Source organism: Streptomyces sp. TBY4, from assembly GCF_024213195.1.
Classification (GTDB): Bacteria; Actinomycetota; Actinomycetes; order Streptomycetales; family Streptomycetaceae; genus Streptomyces.
Window position 1 is genome coordinate 304,793 of sequence record NZ_JANAVF010000005.1, and the last position, 23,279, is coordinate 328,071.

Sequence of the window (23,279 nt, forward strand, 5' to 3'; positions counted from 1 at the left end):
TGGATCCGTGCTCTGTCAGGCGCAGTCGATCAGAGCTTTCTCCAGGGCCGCCGCCATCTCGTGGATCTCCTCGTCGGTGATCACCAGTGGCGGGAGCAGCCGGAGCACGGCGCCGTGCCGGCCGCCGCTCTCCAGCAGCAGCCCGTGGTCCAGGCAGGCGCGCTTGATCCGCTTGGCCCGGGCCCCGTCCGCGGGCAGGGAGCCGAGGGCGTCGGCCGGGCCCGCGGGGTCCACGATCTCGATGCCCCACATCAGCCCCCGGCCGCGGACCTGGCCGATCTCGGGGTGCCCGGCGGCCAGCCGGCCGAGCAGGGTGGCGATCAGCCCGCCCTTGGCGGCGGCCTTCTCGATCAGTCCCTCGGACTCGGTGACCCGCATGGCGGCGAGTCCCGCGACCAGGGCGATCTGGTTGCCCCGGAAGGTGCCCGCGTGGGCTCCGGGCGTCCAGGAGTCGTACTTGCCGTGGTAGAGCAGCAGCGACAGCGGGAAGCCTCCGCCGGCCGCCTTGGAGACGAGGACGGCGTCCGGCTCGATCCCGGACTCCTCGAAGGCCCACATGGTGCCGGTGCGTCCGAAGCCGGCCTGGATCTCGTCCAGGACCAGCGGGATGTCCAGCCGGGCGGTGATCTCCCGCAGCCCGCGCAGCCAGGCGGCCGGCGCCGGGATCACCCCGCCCTCGCCCTGGACGGCTTCGACGAAGATCGCGGCCGGTGTGGTGATGCCGCTCTCCGGGTCGGTGAGCAGCCGCTCGATGTACGTCAGGCCGGCCCGGATGCCCGCCTCGCCGCCGATGCCGAAGGGGCAGCGGTAGTCGTAGGGGTAGGGCAGGTGGTGGACGTCCGGCATGAGGGAGGGCACGGACTGCTTGGCGCCGAGGTTGCCGGTGAGGGCGAGGGCGCCGGCCGTCATCCCGTGGTAGGCCCCGTGGAAGGAGAGCACCGTCCGGCGGCCGGTGGCGGTCTTGAAGAGCTTGATGGCGGCTTCGGTGGCGTCGGTGCCCGCCGGTCCGCAGAACTGCGTCTTGAAGGTGTCCGCCATGGTGCCGGGCAGCCGCGCGTACAGCCCGTGCAGGTACTCGTACTTGGCCGGGGTGGTCAGGTCCAGTGCCTGCTGGACCTGACCGGAGGTGAGGTACTCCCCCACCGCGGCCAGGACCTCCGGGTGGTTGTGCCCCAGGGCGAGGGTGCCCGCCGCGGCGAGGCAGTCCAGGTACTCCCGGCCGTGCCCGTCGCGGATCCGTGCTCCGTGGCCTTCGGCGAGGAGCTTGCCGAAGGCGTTGGCGTAGGTCCGGGCGCCCGATTCGCGCGCCTCGACGAAGGTGTACATCTCGTCCGGCGTGAGGGTGGTCACGTCGTCACTTCCTCGTGTGTGAGCGGGCGTCGGCGACCATGACCTGACCGAGGGCGATTCCCCCGTCGTTGGTCGGGACGAGCCGGTGGACATGGGTGTCGAAACCGTCGGCGGTCAGCCCGGTCAGACAGTTGAGCAGCAGGAACTCGTTGAGGAACACGCCTCCGGAGAGGGCGACCTGGTTGACGCCGGTCTCCTCCCGCAGGGCCTTGCAGCGCTCGCGGACCATCTCGACGACGGCCGTGTGGAAGCGGCGGCTGATCCGCTCGGCGGGCAGTCCGGCGGCGATGTCGGCGGCCATGGCCCGGATCACGGGCCGCGGGTCCACCTCGGTCAGTCCGTCCGCCGCGTAGGACCCGAAGCGGTACGAGGCCTGCGGCTCGGGGGTGGCGTCCCGGTCGAGCAGCCCCTCCAGCTCGATCGGGCCCTGGGCCTCGTACTCGGCCCTGGCGCAGACCCCGGCGAGGGCGGCGGCCCCGTCGAAGAGCCGGCCCATGCTGGAGGTGGGCGGGGAGTTGATCCCCCGGGCCGCCATCCTCGCGAAGACCTCCCGGCGCTGTCCGTCGAGGGCGGCGAGGGCGGGGAAGCCCTCCAGGGCGCGGTCCGCGTCCCCGCCGAAGGCGTCCAGGGCGAGTGCGTACCCAGTGCGGATGGGTTCGCGTACGGCCTGGTCCCCGCCGATCAGCGGCAGGCCGCGCATCCGGCCGACCCGGCGGTAGGCGGCGTAGTCCCCGAGCAGGAACTCCCCGCCCCAGACCGTGCCGTCCTCTCCGTAGCCGAAGCCGTCGAAGATCACGCCGAGGGTGGTGCCGCTCACGTGGTTCTCCGCCATGCAGGAGGCCATGTGGGCGTGGTGGTGCTGGACTTCCACGGTGGGCAGCGCCGGGCCCGTGCCGTCGTCGTCCAGGGCGGCCCGGGTGGAGCGGAACTGCGGGTGCATGTCGTGGGCCGTGACCTCCGGCTTGAGCGCGTACAGCTGCGCCAGGTGCCGGGCGGTGCGGTGGTGCGCGGCGAAGGTCTCGTCGTTCTTGAGGTCGCCGATGTGCTGGCTGAGGAAGACCTGGGAGCCGTTGGTGAGGGCGACGGTGGTCTTCAGTTCCGCGCCGAGGGCGACCACGGGGGCCAGCTCGCGGCCGACGTCCACCGGGTAGGGGGCGTAGCCGCGGGCCCGGCGGATGAACTGGAGGAGCGGTTCGTCGAGTTCGGGGTGGTCGGAGAGGCGGACCACCGAGTCGTCGACCCGGATCTCGATGTCGCGGTCGTGGTAGAGGATCACGTCCGCGATCTCGAAGAGCTGCTCCAGGGCCTCTTCGTTGCGGTAGGCGATGGGGTAGCCGGAGATGTTGCCGCTGGTGGCGACGAGCGCTTCGAGGCCGGGCTCGTCCAGCAGCAGGTGGTGGTGGGGTGCCGAGGGCAGCATGATTCCGAGGTTGGGGTTGCGCGGGGCCACGGACTCCGGGAGGGAGCCCGCGCGCTTTCGGGCCAGCAGGATGGGCCGGGCCGGGGAGCGCAGGACGTCGATCTCCGCTTCGGAGAGCTCCACCAGGCCCTGCGCGGTGGCGAGGTCTCGGACCATCACCGCGAACGGCTTGGTGTCGCGGCGCTTGCGGCTGCGCAGCAGCGCCACGGCCTGCGCGTTGGTGGCGTCCACCACGAGGTGGAAGCCGCCGACGCTCTTCATAGCCGCGATCCCGCCGTCGGCCAGGACCCGGGCGGCCGTGAGGAGGGCCTCGTCCCCTTCGGCCGTGTTCCCCTCGCGGTCCCGGAGCAGCAGCCGGGGGCCGCAGTCCGGGCACGCGTTGGGCTGCGCGTGGTAGCGCCGGTCCATCGGGTCCTCGTACTCGTCCTTGCAGTCCGCGCACATGGTGAAGGTGGCCATGGTGGTCATCGGACGGTCGTACGGCAGGTCCTGGATGATGGAGTACCGGGGCCCGCAGTTGGTGCAGTTGATGAAGGGGTAGCGGTGCCGGCGGTCCTTCGGGTCGCGAAGTTCCGCCTGGCAGTCGCCGCATACGTGGGTGTCCGCCGGGAGCAGCGCGGACCGGGCTCCGGTGTGCTCGCTGTGCACGATGGTGAACGGGCCCGCGGGCACGGTGCCGCGGTCCAGTCCCCGGGTCGGCCGGACCTCGTCCACCCGGGCGAGTTCGGGGGCGCGGCCGCTGAGGCCCGCCGCGAACTCCTCCAGGGCGGCGACCGGTCCGGACGCCTCCACCAGCACGCCTTCGGGGTCGTTGCGAACCCAGCCGGAGAGGCCGAGTTCACGGGCCAGCTTGTAGACGAACGGCCGGTAGCCGACGCCCTGGACCACGCCGGTGACGCGGATGCGCCACTCGTCGGACGCGACGCTCCCGTCGGGCCGCTCGCTGACGGTCTGCTGCTCGGTGCTGCTCATGGCGGTCTCCTCGGTCCCCTTCTCAGCAGAGCCGGGGGAGTTCGGCGCCGAGGAGTTCCTCCAGCTGGGTCTCGCGGCCGTCCGCGTCGCGCAGCAGCACCAGGCCCTCGGTGTCCTCGGAGATCTCGCCGATGGTCACCGCGTCCTTGCCGTAGGGCTGGGAGCGCAGGGCCGCCAGTACGTCGGCCTCGGCGGCCGGGTCCACGAAGACCGCGAGGCAGCCCTCGTTGGCGCAGTGCAGCGGGTTGATGCCGAGCATGTCGGCGGCCATGGCCGTCTCGTGCTGGATCGGCAGGTCGGCCTCGGTGACGCGGATGGTGCGGCCGAGCTTGCCCGCGTACTCGTGGAGCACGGCGGTGAGGCCGCCGCGGGTGACGTCGCGCATCGAGCGGACGGCTCCGGCCGGCACATTCGACAGGACGCCGTCGATGAGGTTGTTGAGCGGGGCGCAGTCGCTGTCCACGCGCTGCTCGAAGCCGAGTCCCTCGCGGATGGAGAGCAGGTGCACCGTGTGGTTGCCGATGGGGCCGCTGAGGATCACCTTGTCGCCGGGGCGCACGTCGGTCATGGTGAGCGGCTCGCGCTCGAAGACCCCGACGCCCGCGGTGTTCAGGTAGATCTGGTCGGCCTCGCCCTTGCGGACCACCTTGGTGTCGCCGCCGACGATCTGTACGCCGGCCTCGCGGGCGGTGTCGCGGATCGATTCCAGGGCCCGGACCAGCTTGGCGATGGGGAGCCCGGTCTCCAGGATCATCCCGAGGGTGAGGTACTTGGGCCGGGCGCCGGCCACGGCCAGGTCGTTGACGGTGCCGCAGACCGCGATCTTCCCGATGTCCCCGTTGCCGAAGAACGGCGGGTCGACCACGAAGGAGTCGGTGGTCATCGCGATGCGGTCGCCCTCGATCTTGAGGATCGCGCTGTCCTCCATGATGCCGCTGTAGACGTCGCCGAGGGTCGAGGCGATCACCTGGAGCAGGTCCTGGCTGAGCTTCGCGCCGGTGCCGTGGTCGAGGACGATGAATTCGGTGGGATCCACGCTCGTGGTCATGCCGGTTCCTTCCTGGAACGGGGAGGTGCGGGGAGGGGCGTGGTCACGGGGTCTTGATGTTCTTGCGGGGCAGTCCGCCCTCGGCGTCGAGGACGCGGATGACCTCGGCGGAGTCGGTCACCGTGGCGCAGTAGCCCTCCAGCCAGTCCAGGGCGCGCTGCTTGTCGTCGAGGCGGGCCGAGACGACGCAGTCGGAGGGGACCCAGATGTTGTAGCCGCGGAAGAAGGCGTCGGCGGCGGTGGTCTGGACGCATATCTGCGTCTGCATGCCGGTGATCAGCACGGTGTCCACGCCGAGGGCCTGGAGCCGCTCGTGCAGGTCGGTCTCGTAGAAGCCCGAGTCCTTGCTCTTCTCCATGACCACGTCCTCGGGGGCGAGGAAGGCCTCGATGATGTCGGCGCCGTGGGTGCCGCGCTGGACCGGGAGGTAGCCGTCGTAGCGCTCGGCGTTCGGGTCGTCCGGGTCGTTGACCAGCTGCAGGTGGAAGATGTGGTGGCCGCGGCTGCGCATCTCGTCGAGGAAGCCGGTGAAGTGCGGGGTCGCGGCCTCGACGGCGGCGACGCGCTCCGGGTTCTTCTCGACCAGTTCGTACTGGAGGTCGTTGGTCAGGACGGCGATCTTGGACATGGCTGTGCCCTTCGGTGGAGTGGTGTGGAGCGGCGTGGTCCCGGAGCCCGTCCGGCGCACGTCGGTGTGCGCCCCGGCGGGCGGTGGCGGGAGGGGGAAGCTGCGCACCGGCCGGTCGGCCGCGAGGGGCCGTGGCGCACGGGCGGATCGGCCCGGGGCGGCGTACGGCGTGCTCGGTGCGGGGGCCTGCGCGGCCCGGGGGGCGGCGCGGCGGTCAGGAGGGGCGCGGAGGCGGGTGCGCGGGACGTACCTCGGGCGTGGGGCGCGTACGGCCTTCGGGTACGGGGATCAGAGCGGGGTCAGATGGTCAGCCCGCGACCGCGACGCGGTCGGACTCGACCTCGTGCAGCCAGGTGCCGGTGGCCTCGAAGTGGGCGGTGATGTCGGCGAGCCGGGCGTGCATGTAGAAGCCGGTGACGGGGCGGCCGTCGGCGCGGGCGTAGTCGGGCAGCCGGCCGTACTCGCGGAAGCCCAGGCGCTGCCAGAGCACGGAGGGGCCGTCGTCGCGGACTTCGAGGGTGATGACGTCGCAGCCCATCTCGCCGACCTTGCGCAGGGCCTCGGCCCAGCCTTCGAGCAGGAACTGCCCGCGGTAGTCGGGGGCCACGACGCAGCGGCGCATCTCGACGATGTGGCGCCGGGCGGGCAGCGGGGCCCGGGCGAGCGTCACCATGCCGACGATGCGGCCCTCGTCGGTGCGGACGTGGAGGAGGTCGACGGCGCCCTTCTTCAGGTCGGCCTCGAAGGCCCGCATCAGGGGCAGGCCCTTCTCCAGTCCCACGGGTTCGTAGAAGCCGAGGGTCATCTCCTTGACCGCGACGGCGTCCATCAGTTCGATCATTTCGCGCATGTCCTGTTCGGACAGTTCGCGCGGCCACGAATAGTGCATCGTCTTCCTTGGTGAGTAGACGGGTGGAGCAGCCGGACCCCGGACATCGCGGCGCTGCCCCTGTGGGGCGGCGCGGCACATCTGGTACGCAATGCCCGGGATCGCCGGACTGCGGGGGTGTCGGCCCTGCGGCCCTACGGCACTGCGGCCGTTCGGGGCCCCGCCGGCAGGTGTGCGCCGGTCGGTCGTCAGACCGAAGCGGTGGCCTTCGTCTGCAGGTTGGTCTGTACGGCGGCGGCCGGTGCGGCCTGGGTCAGCAGCGAGGCGTCCGCGCCGGCACCGAGCACGGTGGCCGCGTAGACCTCGACGAAGTAGGAGACGAACAGCGAGTTGATCTTGATGAGGTGCTCGACGAAACGCTCCTCGTCGGCCTCGTCCTTGATGATGCGCATGATCAGGTTCCAGACCATGTCGACGTGGTCGTCGTCCTCGTCGAGGGCCAGGTGGGCGCGGGCGCCCTTGGTCTTGTCGGCGCCGACGTGCTGCTCCATGATGTCCAGCCAGTCGGGCTGGGTCTTGCCCGCGATGTACTCCAGGTAGAACCCGCTGATCATCGCGGCCAGCGGACCCTCGGTGGCCATCGTGTAGTAGAAGTAGCCGTTGAGCAGCTCGGTGGCGAAGGTCGGACGGATCGCGTAGATCTCCTCGTCCGTCATGCCGACCTTGTGCAGGTCGCCGGCGAACATGCGGTCGTGGCGGCCCTCTTCCGCGCCGTACAGGCCCCACTCCTTGCAGAGCTGCGGGTCCCGGGTGGCCCAGTAGTTGGCGATGAGCGGGTCGACGGCACGCTTGAGGCCGATCCGGATCATCGTCTCGACGTTGTGCCGCTTGTACAGCTCGAGGTCGAACTTGTCCTTGTCGAGCATCCCGTCGGCGCCCGCGCTGCGCTCGTAGAAGTCCCGCTCGAACTTCAGCAGGAGCTCGTCGACGCGCTTGCGGAACTCGGGGCGTTGCAGGTTGGAGTACGTGTTGTACGACTTACTACGAGGCATCTCATCCCCAGCCGAGATCGTTGACTACCTGACCCGGACCAGTGGCGGCGGCGTCGTTCGCCGCACCACTCGTCGACGGGGCGAGGAAGACGGTCACCGCGAAAGTTGCCGCAATGGCGATGAGGAAACTCGCTATACGTGGCATGCTTGCCTGCCCCTCAAGATGTCTTGCGGTCCGGATCAGCTTCGGCATCATCCTGTCCGTTCGACGACATCCGGAGCCATCCCTTTCTGGGATCATGTTGCCGCTGGCGAAAACATGACAGGGGGATGAATTGAACTCAATCAGACAAGTCCATCCTTTTACAGTGCCCCGGCTCACCCACGCAGGGGACCGTCTCTACCGGTTCGTCACCCGAACACCCGGTACAACGCGCGAAACAGCCGCCCTGGCTCTGGACATGAGCACCGATGAGGTGCGGGAGGCCGCGGACGCGCTCGACGGTCTGGGGCTGCTCGGCGAATGCCCGGTGACGGGCATCTACACCCCGTACCCCGTGGAGCACGCGCGCATCAAGGTCCTCCACCCGGCCCAGCACAGCCTCAACGAGACGCAGACCGTCATCGATCAACTACGCGGAGAATTAGATGAGTTGACCTTGCAGACCGCACACCTGCAGGACGACACCTCGCTGGAGGTGGTGCCGGGCCTGGGCGACGTGCGCAAACTCATCGCCGGACTCGCGGACAGCAGCCGCACCGAGGTCCTCACCTCCCAGCCCGGCGGCGCCCGGGACGAGGAGGTGCTCTCCGAGAGCCTGGAGCGGACCGAGCGACTGCTGGGGCGCGGGGTGCGCATGCGGACCCTCTACCAGCACACGGCCCGGTTCAGCCCGGCGACGGCGTCCTTCGTGGGGCGGGTGACACCGCTCGGCGCGGAAGTGTGCACGCTCGCCGGCGGCTTTCCGCGCTGCATCATCTTCGACAAGCAAGTGGCGATCATCCCGCTCTCGGACGGATCGCACGGGGCGGCGATATCGAGAAACAGCCACCTTGTCTCATTCCTTTCGGAGGCCTTCGAGCGGGCCTGGAGCGCCGCCGAGAAATTCACCTCGGAAAACGACCGTCCGGCACGTGCCGCGATTACCTCCGACATTCAGCAGACCATCGTTTCGCTACTCATTCAGGGCGAATCGGACAACAGAATAGCCCATGTGGTCGGTATTTCTTTGCGCAATTGTCAACGCCACATTGCAAACATCATGAAGAGCATCGGCGCCCGCAACCGGCTCCACGCCGGATACCTGCTGGCGAAGGAGCCCTTCAACGGCGTCTGACCTGCCGGCAGTCCGCGCCGCGAGCAAGCGGCCCGGGCTGCCGGGGTCCGCGGCGGACGGCTCCTAGCGGCCCCCCGCCGCCGGAAGCGGAACCGCCGCGGGCTCGGGCGCGGGGCCGGGACCGACGGCCGCCTCAGGGCCGGGACCGGCTGCCGCCTCGGGGCCGGGACCGGCCGCCGTGCCTGCCTCCGCCACCGCCGGCCGGGGCTTCGAGGGGACCAGCAAGGTCACCGCCACCCCGCCCACCAGCAGGACGGCCGCCACCCAGCGCAGCCCGCTCACCTCCTCGCCCAGCACCAGCGCCGCCGAGCTCATCCCGAAGACCGGTACCAGCAGCGAGAAGGGGGCCACCGAGGAAGCGGGGTAGGTGCGCAGCAGGAACCCCCACGCCCCGAAGCCGAACACCGTGGTGATCCAGGCGAGGTAGACGATGACCCCGACCCCGCTCCAGTCGAGCCCGCGCAGCGCCGCGAGGTCCCGCTCGGGGCCCTCGATCAGCAGCGACAGGCCCAGCAGCGGCAGCACCGGCACCACGCTCACCCACACCATGAAGTTCAGCGCGTCGGGCGGGGACGCCTTGCGGGTCAGCACGTTGGAGACGCCCCAGCACGCCGCCGCCGCGATCACCATCGTGAAGCCCAGCACCGGCCCGGAGGCGCCCTCGTCCACGGCGGCCACGGCGATGCCCGCGAAGGCCACGGTCATGCCCGCGATCCGCAGCAGGCCCGGCCGCTCCCTGAGCACCACGGCCGCGAACACGGCGGTGAACACCGCCTGCGCCTGGAGGACCAGCGAGGAGAGCCCGGCCGGCATCCCGTTGGCCATCCCGGTGAACAGCAGCCCGAACTTCGCGATGCCGAGGACCACGCCGACGGCGATGATCCACTTCCACGCCACCTTGGGCTTCCCGACGAAGAACACCGCAGGCAGGGCCGCGACCAGGAAGCGCAGGGCGGACAGCAGCAGCGGAGGGAAGGATCCGAGCCCGAACTCGATGACGACGAAGTTGAAACCCCAGACCGCGGCTACGAGAACCGCCAGGGCGGTGTGAATGGGTCGCATGCTCCGAGCATCGACTCCTCAACCATTTAGCACCAGCGCGGATTTCTTCAGGGTCGGATGTAGCGTTGCTTCATCCGAACCCGCGGCCCCCGCCCTAAGCTGCCTGGCATGCTCGACCTCTCCCGGCTCCGCGCCCTGCACGCCGTCTCCGTCCACGGCTCGGTGGGCGCCGCCGCGGCCGCCCTCGGGTACACCCCGTCCGCCGTCTCCCAGCAGATCGCCAAGCTGGAGCGGGAGACCCGCACCACCCTGCTGGAGCGCCACGGCCGCGGGGTCGCCCTCACCGAGGAGGCCAAGCTGCTGGCCGCGACGGCCCAGCAGCTGATGGACATCTCGGAGCAGGCCGAGACCGCCCTCGAGGAGTCCCGCGGACAGCCCGTGGGCCGCCTGCGGGTCGCCGCCTTCGCCTCGGCCGCCCGCGGCCTGCTCCCCGGGGTCCTCGCGGACCTGGCGCACCGTCACCCGTCCCTGGAGGTACGGCTCACGGAGATCAACCCGCACCTGTCGATGGACCTGGTCTCGCGCGGGGTCACCGACCTCGCCGTGACCCACGACTGGGACATCGCCCCGCTGCCCGCCCCCGAGGGCGTGGAGCAGGCGGTGATCGGGGACGACCGCTGCGACCTCGTGGTGCCGGCCGGGCACCCCTTCACCTCCCGCGAGGTCATCCACCGCTCCGACCTGGGCGCGCAGCGCTGGGTCTGCCAGCCGCCCGGCCGGGTCTGCCACGACTGGCTGGTACGGACCCTGCGCACGGCCGGGTTCGAGCCCGACATCACGCACGTCGCCGAGGAGAACCACACCATCGTCGCGCTGGTCGCCGCCGGGCTCGGGGTGGCCGTCGTACCGCGGCTGGGCACCGGGACGCTGCCGCCCGGCGCGGTGGCCGTACCGCTGGAGCCGGGCCCCGTACGCCGGTTGTACGCCCTGTGGCGGACCGGGGCGGCCCGCCGGCCGGCGATCACCGAGGCCGTACGGACCCTGCGCGAGCACTGGCCCCGGGTCGCCCCCCGTCCGGGGGACTCCGCGAGTGTCCCCCGCACCGCAGGCCCCGCCCCGCAGTAGCGTCCGGCGCGTGCCGATCCACGCCTCCCGCCGGACCCTGCTCACCGTGGCCGCCGTGGCCGCCGTCACCGCCGCGGGGGTCGCCTCCGCGGCGGTGGGCCCCGACGGGGAACCCGGCGGCCCGGTCCCGGACGACTCCCTGCCGGGCGACCGCGCGCCGGGCCGCTCCCGCGGACCGGCGGCGGCGCCGCGCGAGACGATGGCGCGGATGAGCCTGGCCGAACTGGTCGGGCAGCTCTTCGTGTCGCGGGTCTACGGGCACGCCGCGACCGGGCCCGACCCCGAGGACGCCGCGCAGAACCAGCAGCTGTTCGGGGTGCGCACCCCCGCCGAGCTGGTGGCCCGCTACCACCTCGGCGGGATCGTCTACTTCGGCTGGGCGCACAACACCCGCTCCCCGCGCCAGATCGCCGAACTGTCGGCCGGGCTCCAGCGGGCGGCCGCGGACTCCGGCGCGGGCGTCCCCCTGCTGCTCTCCATCGACCAGGAGCACGGGGCCGTGGCCCGTGTGGGCCGGCCCGCGACCCTGCTCCCGGGGGCCATGGCGCTGGGAGCCCTGGCCCTGGGGACCGGCGGTTCCACCGCCGAGGCCCGCCGGGCCGCGCGCATCGCGGGCACGGAGCTGGCGGCCATGGGCATCCGGCACAACTACGCCCCGGTGGCCGACGTGAACGTCGACCCCGCCAACCCGGTCATCGGCGTACGGTCCTTCGGCTCCGACCCGCACGCCGTGGCGGCCCTGGTCGCCGCCCAGGTCCGCGGCTACCAGGGCGCCGGGGTGGCCGCCACGGTGAAGCACTTCCCGGGGCACGGGGACACCGCGACCGACAGCCACGTCGGGCTGCCGCTGATGACCCACACCCGCGCGCGGTGGGAGGAGCTGGACGAGCCGCCGTTCCGGGCGGCCGTGGAGGCGGGCGTGGACGTGGTGATGACGGCGCACATCGTCTTCCCCGCGCTCGACCCCTCGGGGGATCCGGCGACCCTCTCGCGGCCCATCGTCACCGGGATCCTGCGCGAACGCCTGGGCTTCCGGGGGGTGGTGGTCACCGACGCCCTCGACATGGCCGGGGTCCGCCAGAAGTACGGGGACGACCGGGTCCCGGTGCTGGCCCTGAAGGCGGGCTGCGACCAGCTGCTGAACCCGCCGGACCTGGGGCTGGCCGTCCGCAGCGTGCTGGCGGCCGTGGAGTCGGGCGAGCTGACCCGGGCCCGGATCGAGGAGTCGGTGCTGCGGATCCTGGAACTGAAGGCCCGACGCGGCCTGTTCGATCCGGCGGTGCGGGTGGTGGAAGCGGCCCGGGCCGCCGACGCCGTGGACGCCGCCGTCGGCATCCCCGCGCACCTGGCGGCCGCCGGGGAGATCGCGGACCGCACGACGACCCTGCTGGCCAATCCGGTGAACCTGCTGCCGCTGGATCCGGCGGACCGGCCGCTGCTCCTGGTCACCGGGACCGACCCGGTCTCCCCCACGGGTACGACGGGGCCCCCTACCGCGGTACTTGCCCGGGAGCTGTCCGCGCTGGGCTGCCGGGCCACGGCCCTGCCCCCGGCCCGCGCGGTGGCGGCCGCCCCCGGCAACGCCGCCGTGCTCGTGTGCACGTACAACGTCCCCGAGGGCGCGAGCCCGCAGCGCGAGCTGGTCACCGAACTGCTGGCCACCGGGGTGCCGGTGGTCCTGGTGGCGGTCCGCAACCCCTACGACCCGGCCCGGCTGCCGGCCTGCGCGGCCGAACTGGCCACGTACACCTGGACGGACGTGGAGCTGCGGGCTGCGGCCCGGGTGCTCACCGGGACCGTACGCCCCACAGGACGCCTGCCGGTCCCGGTGCCGGGCCGCTACCCGCTGGGCCACGGGCTGGCGTACGGGTAGCCCCGTACGCCTGCTGCTACGGGCGCAGCATCGGCTCGCGCTCGATGTCGCGCTGGTCGAGCTGCGCGTCCGGCTTCGCCAGCGGCGCGGCCTTCGCCGCACCCGTGGGCGAGGCGGCCGGGGCCACTCCGGCCCACTGCAGGATCTTCTCGGTGGCCAGCGCCTTCTCCGCTTCGGTGAGCTTGGAGACGTTGGCCCCGTGGTTGGCACCCGGAGCGATCATCACGTAGCTGTCGCGGGCCCCGTAGCCGAGGTGGAACGGTTCGGCACCCCACGGGTCGTTCTGCCCGTTGATGAAGAGCATCTGGTTCGCGTGGTGCTTGACCCAGGTGTCCACGTCCCGCATGGCCCCGGGCTGGAAGGTCATCGGGATGTCGCGGGGCACGAAGTTGCGCGGCGGCTGGTAGCCGTAGCGGCTCAGGTTGCCCAGGTGGGGCTGCTTGATGTCGGGGGAACCGAGCTGGGTGCCCGCCTGGTAGTAGTACGGGGTGTACGTCTGCAGGCCCTGGTCGGAGTAGGCCGAGAAGCCGGAGATCGCGTCGATCGTGTCCCAGATCTCCTGGTCGGTCGCGGTGGCGGCGGCCGGGATGGAGGCGCAGTCGGCGAGCAGGCTGTACTGCCAGAAGGCCCACACGTAGTCGAGCACCACGGCCTCGTAGGCCTTGTCGAGGTTGCCGACGGTGGTGAAGGTCCAGCCGTTCTCGGCGGCGGCGGCCGCGTACTTGGCCTCCAGCGGCTCGCGGCGCACGAGGGCCTCGCGCTGCACCGCGTTCAGCCGGTCGCGGCACTCCTTGGTGCCGACCTTGGCGAAGAACCGGTCGTAGGCCGAGTCCTCCTTGTTCACCACGTCGTTGGGGGCGACGTACGCGACGACGCCGTCCATGTCGCGCGGGTAGAAGCGCTCGAAGTAGGTGGCCGTCATGCCGCCCTTGCTGCCGCCCGTGGCCAGCCAGTTCTTCTTGTAGATCTTCTTCAGGGCGGTGAAGACGCGGTGCTGGTCACTGGCGGCCTGCCAGATGTCCAGGTTCGCCCAGTTGGCCGGGTCGGGGCGGGACGGGGTGAAGAAACGGTACTCCAGCGACACCTGGTTGCCGTCGACTATGGTCGTCGGCTCGCTGCGGCGCGGGTTGGTGTTGACGTTGTAGCCGGAGGTGAAGAACACCGTGGGCCGTGTGACGTCCTTGTGCAGCAGGGTGATGCGCTGCTTGAAGGTGCCCTTCCACGGCGCGCGGTGGTCGACCGGCTGCTCGTAGTTCAGTACGAAGAAGCGGTACCCGGGGTACGGCTTCTCCTCGATCAGGCTCATCCCGGGGATCGCCAGGATCCGGTCCTTGATGTCTTCCGTGGCGGCCCTGGCATCCGTGGCGGTGGCATCCGTGACGGCGGACGGTTCTGCGGCGGTGGCCGCTTGTGCCGTGGTGCCGGCCGCACCCGCGGTGCCGATCAGCACCGCGAGCGACAGCAGCCATCCGAGCTTCTTGCGCATTCGCACTCCCCATGAGTTCACATCGGTCGCCGTGAACCTAGCCGGGGGAACACGCGGCTGAACAGACCTAGTTGGGCCGCTCCATCAGCAAAGGATCCAGCCGGAATCCACGGATCCGGCCCCCACACTCCCCTTTACATACACACAGCGGTTGATCGCATGGACGGTGACAGGTCCGGCATAGCGGGTGAATTGCCCCGCATCGCGCACCGGGTATCCGCCGCGCGGCTGAATGCTCACCGACATCGCCCGCCGCTGGCCGGGCGCGCGGGCGACCGCCATCGCGCAGGCCCGGTCGCGGGTCTTGTAGACGCGCACCTCCCCCGTGGAGAACGGCAGCGTCCGCACCAGGCTCCCGGCGCATCCGCCGGCCGCCTGCGCCGGCTGCGCCACCAGCAGCCCGGCCGCCGCCAGCCACAGCGTCATGGTGATCACCCCGGCGCAGGCGGCCCATCGCCTGCGCGGGTTCCGCGCCTTCAGCACCCTGTCCCCCATCGGTCGTACGTACAACGTGCGCACGTTCGTACGACGCAGGGCAGCCCGGAAAGGTTGCCCGCGGCCGGACCGGGGCGGTGGGCGGCGCGTTGACGATCAGGCCGTTGCCGGCGGCGAGCGCCAGGGCCCCGTGGAAGCCCCGAGCGGGACCGCCGCCCATCCCCATACCTCGTAAGAGTGCATCCACAACTTCCCAGCGGGATCACGGGAGTTCATGATCAGACAGGAGATTACTCTAGGTGAGCACGAGACACCGCACCGTAGCCGTGAAAGGCAGCCGACATGACGAACGACCTGCTCGACCGCAAGCTGGACCGCGCCTTCGCCCACCTGGACTCCAACGGGGACCAGGTGATCGACGAGCACGACATCATCGGTCTCGGCTCCCGCCTGCTGTCGGCCCTCAGCGAGCCGGCGGACTCCCCCAAGGGGACCGCGGTGATGGGCGGGCTCGTCGACTTCTGGCAGGACCTGTTCACCGAGCTGGACCTGGACCGGGACGGCAAGGTCACCACCGAGGAGTACAGGACGGGCATGACCCGGCTGTACGCCCAGGGCGGGCCCACCTACGACCGCTCCTTCCGCCCGATGATGCGGGCGATCCTGACGATCGCCGACACCGACGGCGACGGGCGGATCAGCCCGGAGGAGTTCCACGCGGCCCAGCTCGCCTTCGACACGGAGCTGAGCCCCGAGGACACCGAGACCCTCTTCGCCCGGATCGACGCCGACCACGACGGCTTCCTGTCGGTGGACGAACTCCTCGGCGCGGTACGGGAGTACTACACCGGAACCGAGGAGGACGCACCGGGGAACCTGCTCTTCGGCGAGCTCTGATTCCCGCACGCCATTCCGATTCCCAGCACATTGCTCCATTCGGATGACGCTTGATCATCTTGGCTCTTTTCCCTGATTATGATTCCCGCTCTATGACGAAGACTCTGAATGGGCGGGCGGCACGGGAATCGGCCGATGTGGTCATCCTCGGGGCCGGGCCCGCCGGCCTGGTCCTGGGCATCCTTCTGCAGGCCACGGGGGTCGACTGCGTGATCCTGGAGCGTTCCTCCCGGGCCCGCGTCGAGAGCCGGGCCCGGGCCGGATTCCTCGTACCGAACACGGTGCGGATCCTCGAACGGCACGGACTCGCCGAAGGCCTGAAATCCCGCGGCCAGTTACACGGGTCCTGCGAATTCCGCACCGAGGAGCTCCGCTTCCGGCTCGATTACAAAAACCTCGGAAACGGCGGGCAGCACACCGTATATCCCCAGCAGAACCTGGTCACGGATCTCGTCGCGCACTTCCTCGGCGCGGGGGGACGGATCCGCTGGGAGACCGAAGCGCTCGGCGTCCTGGACGCGGAGGGCGAACGGCCGTACGTGACCACGCGCGAGGAGGACGGACGGCCCGGCCGCTGGGACGGGCGGTTCGTCGCCGGCTGCGACGGGCGGTGGGGCGCGGCCCGTCGGTCACTGCCGGCCGGGGCGGTCCGCCACCACCACGACCACGGCGTGAGCTGGCTCGGACTGCTGGCCGAGGCTCCGCCCAGCCTCGACGCCGTCGGGTACGCCCTCCACGGACGCGGTTTCGCCGGGCACATGGCGCGCGGCCCGCAGATCACCCGGTACTACCTCCAGTGCCCGCGCGGCATGCGGCCCGACGCCTGGTCCGAGGAGCGGATCTGGGCGGAACTCGCGCTGCGGATGGGCGCGGAGCGGCACGGACCGCTGACCGAGGGCCCGATCCTGGAGCGCGGGACCGTCGACCTGGAGTGCGACGTCGTCGAACCGCTGCGGCACGGCTCGCTGCTCCTCGCCGGCGACGCCGCGAGCCTGACCGCCCCGGCCGCCGCGAAGGGCGCGAACCTCGCGGTCCTGGAGGCGGAGCTCCTGGCCGGGGCCCTGACCGAAGTCCTCACCCGCGGCGACAGCGGGGCTCTGGACCGCTACTCCGCCCAGTGCCTGGCGCACATCTGGCGCGCACAGGAGTTCACCGCCTGGATGACCCGGCTGCTCCACGCGACCCCCGACGGGCCGTTCCACGGCTCCCTGCGGCGCGCCCGGCTGGAGTCCCTGCGCACGTCCCGCAGCCACCAGGACTGGTTCGCCGAGAACTACGTCGGCGTCTGACCGCCGGCCCCGGCTCCCCTTTCACCGGCCCCCTCACCATCCCCTCTCCCCATCCCCTTCGCCTCCCCGAGGACATTCCGCGATGACGACCCTCCCCGCTGAAACGATGCTGCCCGGTGCGCCGGCGCATTCCACCGGCGCACTGCTCCCAGCCGAAACGATGCTGCTCGACGGCACCGCGCCGCCCCCCGACACCACCGCGCCCCTCGACGACACGGCGCGCCTGCGCGCGGCGGCCGCCTTCGTCCGGGAGCACGACAGCGAGAGCCTGCTGCCCCTCCTGCTGCCCGGCCTGCACGGCCCGGAACTGCGGGCGCTGGCCGCCCGCTGCCGGTTCGCCCACACCGGGCTGCTGCTCTTCCCGCCGGATCTCCCGGGCCTGCGGGCCCTGTTCGCCGACTGCGGGCTGGACGTGGACACCGCCTCCCACCCCAGCGTGGTCGTACGGGACCGCCTCGCCCGGCGGCACCGGCGCGACGCGGCCGAGCTCGACGTCAGGATCCTGCGGCCCCACGTCCCCGGTCCGGCGGGGGAACGCCGGGCCGTCGAGGTGTTCGCCCTGGCCGCGCCGGCCGGATCGGACCTGGAGGGGATCGCCGCGTACGAGCGGGCCCGCGGGCACGAAGCGCACCTGGCCTTCGAGATCCTGCGCCCGGACCCGCTGGTCCTGCGCGGGCTGCGCGCGGTCCTCGCCCGGCACGGGGCCGCCCCCGACGGCGGCGGCTACAACCAGCACGAGGACGGCACCGTCTTCTACTTCACCGCCCCCGAGGCCTCCCCGTGCGACTACCGGCGTCTGGAGCTGTACGCGCCCGGTGACCACCGCGAGGTCCTCGCCGAGCACCTCGGCAACCCCGTACCGGCCCCCGTACCGGCCCCCGCGTCCGCCCCCGCGGCGGCCCCGGATGCCGAAAGACTGCTGCGCCTGCTCACCGGCGCGTGGACCACGCAGGCCCTCGCCGCCTTCGCCCGCCTCGGCCTGCCCGACGCCATGGACCCGGCCGCCGCGACCACCGCCACCGAGCTCGCCGGGCGGACCGGAACCCATCCCCGCGGTCTGGCCACGCTCCTGCGCTACCTCGCGATGCTCGACGTCGTGGCCCAGGACCGGGAGGGCTTCCGCCTCACCGCGCTCGGCGGCCTGCTGCGCGCCGACTCCCCGGGCTCCATGCGCCCGCTGGCCCTGATGTACGGGGGTCCCTTCTACGAGTCCTTCGCCGCGCTCGACCACACCGTGCGCACCGGGCAGCCCGCCTTCGACCACCTCTTCGGCGAGAACCACTTCGACCACTTCGCCCGCGATCCGGAGCTCGCCGACCTCTTCGACCGCTCCATGGCCGCCGGCTCGCGCATGTTCGGGCCCCTGCCCGCCCACCCCGCCATCACGGCCGCCGCCGCGGCCGGTTCCCCCCGTACCGTCGTCGACATCGCCGGTGGGAACGGCGAACTCCTCGCCCGGATCCTCGCCGCGCACCCCGCGCTGCGCGGCGTCCTCCTGGAGCGTCCCCACGCCGTGGAGGCCGCCCGCCGCACCCTCGACGCCGCGGGCTGCGGGGACCGCTGCGACTACCGGGCGGGCGATTTCGCGGACACGCCCACGGGAGGCGACGTGTACGTCCTCTCCCGCGTCCTGCACGACTGGGACGACGACCGCTGCCGCGAGATCCTGCGCCACTGCGCCCGCGCGATGTCGGAGGAGGCCGACCTCCTGATCGTCGAGCGCCTCCTGCCCGCCGACGGCTCGCCCTCGCTGGCCACGGCCTGGGACCTCCACATGGCGTGCAACGTGGGCGGCCGCGAACGGCACGCCCGCGACTACGTCGGCCTGCTCGCCGACGCCGGCCTCCAGCTGTGCACCAGCAGCCCCCTGCCCCTGGAGGGCCACGTCCTGCACGCCCGCAGGGCCCCTGCCCACTGATCCACCGGACGGCCGGCCTGCGGATCAGCGGGCAGGTGGATCGGCCCTACGCCGCCGCGGCCGGCTCGTCCTCGCCCGCGAAGGTCCGCCACAGCTCGGCGTACCGGCCGCCGCGGGCCAGGAGTTCGGCGTGGGTGCCGTCCTCCGCGACCCGGCCGCGGTCCATGACCACGACCCGGTCGGCGCGCGCGGCCGTGGTCAGCCGGTGCGCCACGACCAGGGTGGTGCGCTTGCCCGCGAGCCGGTCGGTGGCCTGGTTGACCAGGGCCTCGGTGGCCAGGTCGAGGGCGGCGGTGGCCTCGTCGAGGAGCAGCACGTCGGGGTCGACGAGCTCGGCGCGGGCCAGTGCGATCAGCTGGCGCTGGCCCGCGGAGAGGTTGCGGCCGCGCTCGGTGACGGCGTGCAGGTAGCCGCCGTCCAGGGTGGCGATCATGGCGTGGGCGCCGACCGCGTGGGCGGCGGCCTCCACCTCGGAGTCGCTCGCCTGGGGCCGCCCGTAGGCGATGGCGTCGCGGACCGTCCCCGGGAAGAGGTAGGGCTCCTGGGGGACGACGCCGAGGCGGTGGCGGTAGCCCGTCAGGTCCAGCTCGCGCAGGTCCACCCCGTCGGCGGTGACCCGGCCGGCGGTCGGATCGTAGAACCGGGCCACCATCTTGACCAGGGTGGACTTGCCGGCCCCGGTCTCGCCGACGAAGGCGACGGTCTGCCCGGCGGGGATGCGCAGGCTGATCCCGGTGAGCGCCGGTTCCTTCTCCCCGCGCTCCTCGGCCGTGCCGTACGCGAAGTGGACCCCCTCGAAGGCGATCTCGCCGCGCAGTTCGGGGACCGGGCGGGGGTCCGCGGGGCGGGGGGTGCTGGTGGGTTCGCGCAGCAGGCCCTGGATCCGGCCGAGGGAGACGGTGGCCTGCTGGTAGCCGTCGAAGACCTGCGAGAGCTGCTGGACGGGGGCGAAGAACAGGTCGATGTAGAGCAGGTACGCGACCAGCGCACCGGTGGTGAGGGTGCCCGCCTCCACCCGGCCCGCGCCGACGATCAGCACGGCGGCGGCCGCTCCGGAGGACAGCAGCTGGACGAAGGGGAAGTAGACGGAGATCAGCCACTGGCCGCGGACCCGGGCCTCGCGGTACGAGTCGCTGCGCTCGGCGAACCGGACGGCGCCGGCGCGCTGGCGGCGGAAGGCCTGGACGATGCGCAGACCGGCCACGGACTCCTGGAGGTCGGCGTTGACCAGTCCGACCCGGTCGCGGGCGAGCTCGTAGGCGGCGACGGACTTCCGGCGGAAGAAGACGGTGCCGATGATCAGCACGGGCAGGGTGGCGAAGACGATCAGCGCCAGCTCCACGTCGAGGACGAGGAGGGCGACCAGGATGCCGAAGAAGGTGAGGACGGAGACGACGGCGGTGACGAGCCCGGTCTGCAGGAAGCTGGACAGGGCGTCCACGTCGGTGGTCATCCGGGTCATGATCTTGCCGGTCAGCTCGCGCTCGTAGTAGTCGAGGCCGAGGCGCTGGAGCTGGGCGAAGATCTTGACGCGCAGGGCGTAGAGCACGCGCTCGCCGGTGCGGCCGGTCATCCGGGTCTCGGCGAACTGCGCGGCCCACTGGGCCATGACCACGCCGAGGGCGAGGAGGGAAGCCGCCCAGACGGCGCCGAGGGCGGCGGCTTCGACGCCCTGGTCGATGCCGTGCCGGATCAGGATGGGCAGGAGCAGCCCGGAGCCGGCGTCGAGGGCGACGAGGCCGAGGGATATCGCGAGCGGGGCCCAGAAGCCGCGCAGCAGGCGGCCCAGGTTGTAGCTGTCCTCGGCGGACGCGGCGCGGGTCTCGTCCACGTCGGGGGTGTCGTCGGCGGGCGGCAGCGCGGCCACCTGCGCGAGCAGTTCGGGGGTGGCGGGCATCCCGGTGGGGGCGGTGGTCTTCTCCTCCGCCTCCTCCTGGCGCTGCCAGAGCTCGGGGGTGATCCCGCCGGCCACCCGGCGCTTGGCGTTGACGGGCTCGGAGTCGATCTCGGCCTCGAGCTCGATGCTCCGCTCGATGTCGCGCTCGAACTCCTCCATCAGCGGGGCCTCGGGCGTCCGCGGGGAGCCGGCGCCCAGCGCGTCCGGGTCGGTGAGCAGCCGCCGGTACAGGGCGGAGCGGCGCTCCAGCTCCTCGTGCGTACCGACGTCGGAGAGCCGCCCGTGGTCCAGTACGGCGATCCGGTCGGCGAGCGCGAGGGTGGAGCGGCGGTGGGCGATGAGCAGGGTGGTGCGGCCGGCCATGACGGCCCGCAGCGCCTCGTGGATCTCGTGCTCGACGCGGGCGTCGACGGCGGAGGTGGCGTCGTCGAGGAGCAGCAGGCGGGGGTCGGTGAGGATGGCGCGGGCGAGCGCGATGCGCTGGCGCTGGCCGCCGGAGAGGGTCAGGCCCTGCTCGCCGACCGTGGTGTCGTACCCGGCGGGGAGCGCCTCGATGAACCCTTCGGCCTGGGCGGCGCGGGCGGCGGCGCGGATCTGGTCCTCGGTGGCGCCGGGGTGTCCGTAGGCGATGTTGGCGCGGATGCTGTCGGAGAAGAGGAAGGAGTCCTCGGGCACGAGCCCGATGGCGTCGCGCAGGGAGTCGTAGGTCAGCTCGCGGACGTCGTGGCCGCCGACGCGGACGGCGCCCCGGTCGGGGTCGTAGAAGCGCGGCAGCAGCAGCGAAACGGTGGACTTGCCGCTGCCGGAGGAACCGACGAGGGCGACGGTCTCCCCTTCGGCGATCGACAGGCCGAACCCGTCGAGCACGGGCCGCTCGGGGTCGTACCCGAACCGCACGTCGTCGAACTCGACGGTGGCGGGCGCGTCCGCGGGGAGCTCCCGCGTCCCCTCCTGGATCACCGGCTCGGTGTCGATGAGCTCGAAGACCCGCTCCGCGCCGGCGCGGGCCTGCTGGCCGACGGTGAGGACCATGGCGAGCATGCGGACGGGGCCGACGAGCTGGGCGAGGTAGGTGGAGAAGGCGACGAAGGTGCCGATGGTGACCTGCCCCTTGGTGGCCATCCAGCCGCCGAGGGCCAGCATGGCGACCTGGGCGAGGGCCGGTACGGCCTGCAGCGCCGGGGTGTAGCGGGAGTTCATCCGGATGCCGCGCATCCGTCCGGCGAACAGCCGGCGGCCGGCGTCGCGGAGCTTGCCGGTCTCCTGCTCCTCCTGGCCGAAGCCCTTGACGACGCGGACGCCGGTGACGGCCCCGTCGACGACGGTGGCGACGGCGGCGGCCTGGCTCTGGGCGTACCAGGTGGCGGGGAAGAGCTTCTTGCGGCTGCGCTTGGCGATGAACCAGAGGGCCGGGGCCATGAGCAGCGCGACGAGGGTCAGCAGCGGCGAGAGCCACAGCATGATCCCGAGGGATATCCCGAAGAGCAGGAAGTTGCCGATGGTCATGGGCAGCATGAAGAGCAGCCCTTGGATCAGCTGGAGGTCGGTGGTCGCCCGCCCCACGACCTGCCCGGTGGACAGCTCGTCCTGGCGGCGGCCGTCGAGCCGGGCGATGGTGTCGTACATGTCGGTGCGCAGGTCGTGCTGCACGTCGAGGGCGAGCCGGCCGCCGTAGTACCTGCGGATGTAGGTCAGCACGTACACGAGGACGGCGGCGCCTATGAGCATCAGGGCCCAGGGCGTCATGGGCTTGCTGTGGTCGCCGATGACGTCGTCGAGGATCACCTTGGTGACGAGCGGTACGAGCGCCATGACGGCCATGCCGCCGAGCGAGGACCCGAGGGCCAGCAGCACGTTGGCCTTGTACCGCCAGGTGTAGGCGGCGAGCCGCCTCCCCCACCCCTGTTTGCTTTCCGCCGCCGTTCCCGCCGTCGCCGTAGCCACGTACTGCCTCCCCGTTCGTCCTGCCCTGCCGGAAGCGCCAACGCTCCGACCGGCGGATTTCATCCCGCCGCAACAATTCGAACTGGGTTGCCCGCATCCCGCGCGCGGTACTGGGCCTACGGGGCGTCCGCCCGGGCGGGGGCGGGGAGCGGCTCCACCACGGGGGGCTTGGCGAGGGGCTGGTTCTCGCAGCCGAGGGCGTCAGTGACCCGGCGGGCCAGCAGATAGGTGAGGGTCATGCGGCTGTCCTTGGCCGCCTGGTCCAGCTCCAGCCGTCGGGGACTGAAGGTGTACCGCAGCTCCGCCTCCAGCCAGACCTTCCGCGAGCGCGCCGCGAGTTTGCCGGGCAGGTCGCACGGGATGAGCAGGTTCGACCGGCTTGCGGTCGTCAGGCCGAACTCCGACACGCCGATGTTCGTCAGGCCGCGCACACCGTTCAGCTCGTAGGCCACGTCGTCGAAGTACGGCCGGCCCTCGGAGCCCCGCAGGACCCATCCGGCCACGAGGACCATGTGGGCGATGTCGAGGTCCACGATCCGCTTGTACGCGCAGGCGTTGGCGCCGAAGGAGGTCTTCTTCGGGCCGATCGACGGCAGTGCCTGTTCCATCGTCTTCGCCAGGGCACTCGTGGAGTCGAGCACCTGCGTTTCGTACGACTCCCGCGCCAGGACCTCCCGCACCAGTGCGTCCTCCCGCGAGTCGGCGCCGAGCCCACACGGGTGCGCGGCGGGCTCTCCGGAGCCCGGGGTGCACGACGCCAGGGGCAGGAGGAGCAGGAGGGACACGAGCGCGGCGGCCGCCGGCCGGGCGGAAATCCTCATCCGCCCACGGAACGGC

Annotated in this window: 17 protein-coding genes; 6 read left to right on the forward strand and 11 right to left on the reverse strand. The window is 71.9% G+C overall.

The genetic code is table 11. The annotated features are described in order from the left end of the window. Positions 1–15 precede the first annotated feature (15 nt). The 6 genes from NLX94_RS14700 to NLX94_RS14725 form a co-directional block, all read right to left on the reverse strand. A complete protein-coding gene (locus NLX94_RS14700) occupies positions 16–1,350 on the reverse strand; it encodes a diaminobutyrate--2-oxoglutarate transaminase family protein (protein WP_254383155.1) in 1,335 nt (444 codons plus the stop codon). Positions 1,351–1,354: 4 nt separating this feature from the next. Next, entirely contained in the window at positions 1,355–3,742 is a 2,388-nt protein-coding gene (hypF, locus tag NLX94_RS14705) for a carbamoyltransferase HypF (protein WP_254383156.1), read from the reverse strand. 22 nt (positions 3,743–3,764) lie between these two features. After that, a complete protein-coding gene (hypE, locus tag NLX94_RS14710; RefSeq protein WP_254383157.1) occupies positions 3,765–4,790 on the reverse strand; it encodes a hydrogenase expression/formation protein HypE in 1,026 nt (341 codons plus the stop codon). A gap of 43 nt (positions 4,791–4,833) precedes the next feature. Then, the gene (locus NLX94_RS14715; protein WP_254383158.1) at positions 4,834–5,418 is read right to left on the reverse strand and encodes a cysteine hydrolase family protein; all 585 of its coding nucleotides are present in this window, start codon (positions 5,416–5,418) and stop codon (positions 4,834–4,836) included. A gap of 307 nt (positions 5,419–5,725) precedes the next feature. After that, complete coding sequence (locus NLX94_RS14720; RefSeq protein WP_254383159.1) at positions 5,726–6,307, reverse strand: GNAT family N-acetyltransferase; 582 nt, start codon at positions 6,305–6,307, stop codon at positions 5,726–5,728. 188 nt (positions 6,308–6,495) lie between these two features. Further along, positions 6,496–7,299 (reverse strand): hypothetical protein, encoded by an 804-nt coding sequence (locus NLX94_RS14725; RefSeq protein WP_254383160.1) that lies wholly within the window; start codon positions 7,297–7,299, stop codon positions 6,496–6,498. A gap of 401 nt (positions 7,300–7,700) precedes the next feature. Here NLX94_RS14725 and NLX94_RS14730 point away from each other — a divergent pair, with 401 nt between their 5' ends. Then, positions 7,701–8,576 carry a LuxR C-terminal-related transcriptional regulator gene (locus NLX94_RS14730; protein WP_254383161.1) on the forward strand — a complete coding sequence of 292 codons (876 nt, stop codon included), beginning with the start codon at positions 7,701–7,703 and terminating at the stop codon, positions 8,574–8,576. Between the two features lie 63 nt (positions 8,577–8,639). Here NLX94_RS14730 and NLX94_RS14735 read toward each other — a convergent pair whose 3' ends face one another. Further along, positions 8,640–9,638, reverse strand: coding sequence for an EamA family transporter (locus tag NLX94_RS14735; RefSeq protein ID WP_254383162.1), 999 nt, complete (start codon positions 9,636–9,638; stop codon positions 8,640–8,642). 108 nt (positions 9,639–9,746) lie between these two features. Here NLX94_RS14735 and NLX94_RS14740 point away from each other — a divergent pair, with 108 nt between their 5' ends. Next, complete coding sequence (locus NLX94_RS14740; protein WP_254383163.1) at positions 9,747–10,703, forward strand: LysR family transcriptional regulator; 957 nt, start codon at positions 9,747–9,749, stop codon at positions 10,701–10,703. 10 nt (positions 10,704–10,713) lie between these two features. Continuing rightward, the gene (locus NLX94_RS14745) at positions 10,714–12,576 is read left to right on the forward strand and encodes a glycoside hydrolase family 3 protein (protein WP_254383164.1); all 1,863 of its coding nucleotides are present in this window, start codon (positions 10,714–10,716) and stop codon (positions 12,574–12,576) included. 16 nt (positions 12,577–12,592) lie between these two features. On the opposite strand, the gene NLX94_RS14750 is transcribed toward NLX94_RS14745, so the two are convergent. Together NLX94_RS14750 and NLX94_RS14755 are read right to left on the reverse strand one after the other, a co-directional pair. Then, the gene (locus NLX94_RS14750) at positions 12,593–14,062 is read right to left on the reverse strand and encodes a S28 family serine protease (RefSeq protein WP_254383165.1); all 1,470 of its coding nucleotides are present in this window, start codon (positions 14,060–14,062) and stop codon (positions 12,593–12,595) included. Between the two features lie 84 nt (positions 14,063–14,146). Next, complete coding sequence (locus NLX94_RS14755) at positions 14,147–14,488, reverse strand: hypothetical protein (protein WP_254383166.1); 342 nt, start codon at positions 14,486–14,488, stop codon at positions 14,147–14,149. Between the two features lie 351 nt (positions 14,489–14,839). Here NLX94_RS14755 and NLX94_RS14760 point away from each other — a divergent pair, with 351 nt between their 5' ends. The 3 genes from NLX94_RS14760 (at position 14,840) to NLX94_RS14770 (ending at position 18,601) form a co-directional block, all read left to right on the forward strand. Further along, positions 14,840–15,394 (forward strand): EF-hand domain-containing protein, encoded by a 555-nt coding sequence (locus tag NLX94_RS14760; RefSeq protein WP_254383167.1) that lies wholly within the window; start codon positions 14,840–14,842, stop codon positions 15,392–15,394. Between the two features lie 92 nt (positions 15,395–15,486). Then, entirely contained in the window at positions 15,487–16,683 is a 1,197-nt protein-coding gene (locus tag NLX94_RS14765) for a 4-hydroxybenzoate 3-monooxygenase (protein ID WP_254383168.1), read from the forward strand. A gap of 82 nt (positions 16,684–16,765) precedes the next feature. Further along, on the forward strand, positions 16,766–18,601 hold the full coding sequence (locus NLX94_RS14770; RefSeq protein ID WP_308402430.1) for a methyltransferase: 1,836 nt from the start codon (positions 16,766–16,768) through the stop codon (positions 18,599–18,601). A gap of 46 nt (positions 18,602–18,647) precedes the next feature. On the opposite strand, the gene NLX94_RS14775 is transcribed toward NLX94_RS14770, so the two are convergent. Together NLX94_RS14775 and NLX94_RS14780 are read right to left on the reverse strand one after the other, a co-directional pair. Continuing rightward, positions 18,648–22,442, reverse strand: a complete 3,795-nt coding sequence (locus NLX94_RS14775; RefSeq protein WP_254383169.1) for an ABC transporter ATP-binding protein — start codon at positions 22,440–22,442, stop codon at positions 18,648–18,650. A 116-nt stretch (positions 22,443–22,558) separates the two neighbouring features. Further along, positions 22,559–23,263 (reverse strand): hypothetical protein, encoded by a 705-nt coding sequence (locus tag NLX94_RS14780; RefSeq protein ID WP_254383170.1) that lies wholly within the window; start codon positions 23,261–23,263, stop codon positions 22,559–22,561. Positions 23,264–23,279 lie beyond the last annotated feature (16 nt).

What these genes read in the sequence shown, in the direction of transcription:
- hypF (WP_254383156.1), bottom strand. Translation starts at nt 3,742, where the DNA reads ATGAGCAGCACCGAGCAGCAGACCGTCAGCGAGCGGCCCGACGGGAGC.
- hypE (WP_254383157.1), bottom strand. Translation starts at nt 4,790, where the DNA reads ATGACCACGAGCGTGGATCCCACCGAATTCATCGTCCTCGACCACGGC.
- NLX94_RS14715 (WP_254383158.1), bottom strand. Translation starts at nt 5,418, where the DNA reads ATGTCCAAGATCGCCGTCCTGACCAACGACCTCCAGTACGAACTGGTC.
- NLX94_RS14720 (WP_254383159.1), bottom strand. Translation starts at nt 6,307, where the DNA reads ATGCACTATTCGTGGCCGCGCGAACTGTCCGAACAGGACATGCGCGAA.
- NLX94_RS14725 (WP_254383160.1), bottom strand. Translation starts at nt 7,299, where the DNA reads ATGCCTCGTAGTAAGTCGTACAACACGTACTCCAACCTGCAACGCCCC.
- NLX94_RS14730 (WP_254383161.1), top strand. Translation starts at nt 7,701, where the DNA reads ATGAGCACCGATGAGGTGCGGGAGGCCGCGGACGCGCTCGACGGTCTG.
- NLX94_RS14735 (WP_254383162.1), bottom strand. Translation starts at nt 9,638, where the DNA reads ATGCGACCCATTCACACCGCCCTGGCGGTTCTCGTAGCCGCGGTCTGG.
- NLX94_RS14740 (WP_254383163.1), top strand. Translation starts at nt 9,747, where the DNA reads ATGCTCGACCTCTCCCGGCTCCGCGCCCTGCACGCCGTCTCCGTCCAC.
- NLX94_RS14750 (WP_254383165.1), bottom strand. Translation starts at nt 14,062, where the DNA reads ATGCGCAAGAAGCTCGGATGGCTGCTGTCGCTCGCGGTGCTGATCGGC.
- NLX94_RS14755 (WP_254383166.1), bottom strand. Translation starts at nt 14,488, where the DNA reads ATGACGCTGTGGCTGGCGGCGGCCGGGCTGCTGGTGGCGCAGCCGGCG.
- NLX94_RS14760 (WP_254383167.1), top strand. Translation starts at nt 14,840, where the DNA reads ATGACGAACGACCTGCTCGACCGCAAGCTGGACCGCGCCTTCGCCCAC.
- NLX94_RS14765 (WP_254383168.1), top strand. Translation starts at nt 15,487, where the DNA reads ATGACGAAGACTCTGAATGGGCGGGCGGCACGGGAATCGGCCGATGTG.
- NLX94_RS14770 (WP_308402430.1), top strand. Translation starts at nt 16,766, where the DNA reads ATGACGACCCTCCCCGCTGAAACGATGCTGCCCGGTGCGCCGGCGCAT.
- NLX94_RS14780 (WP_254383170.1), bottom strand. Translation starts at nt 23,263, where the DNA reads ATGAGGATTTCCGCCCGGCCGGCGGCCGCCGCGCTCGTGTCCCTCCTG.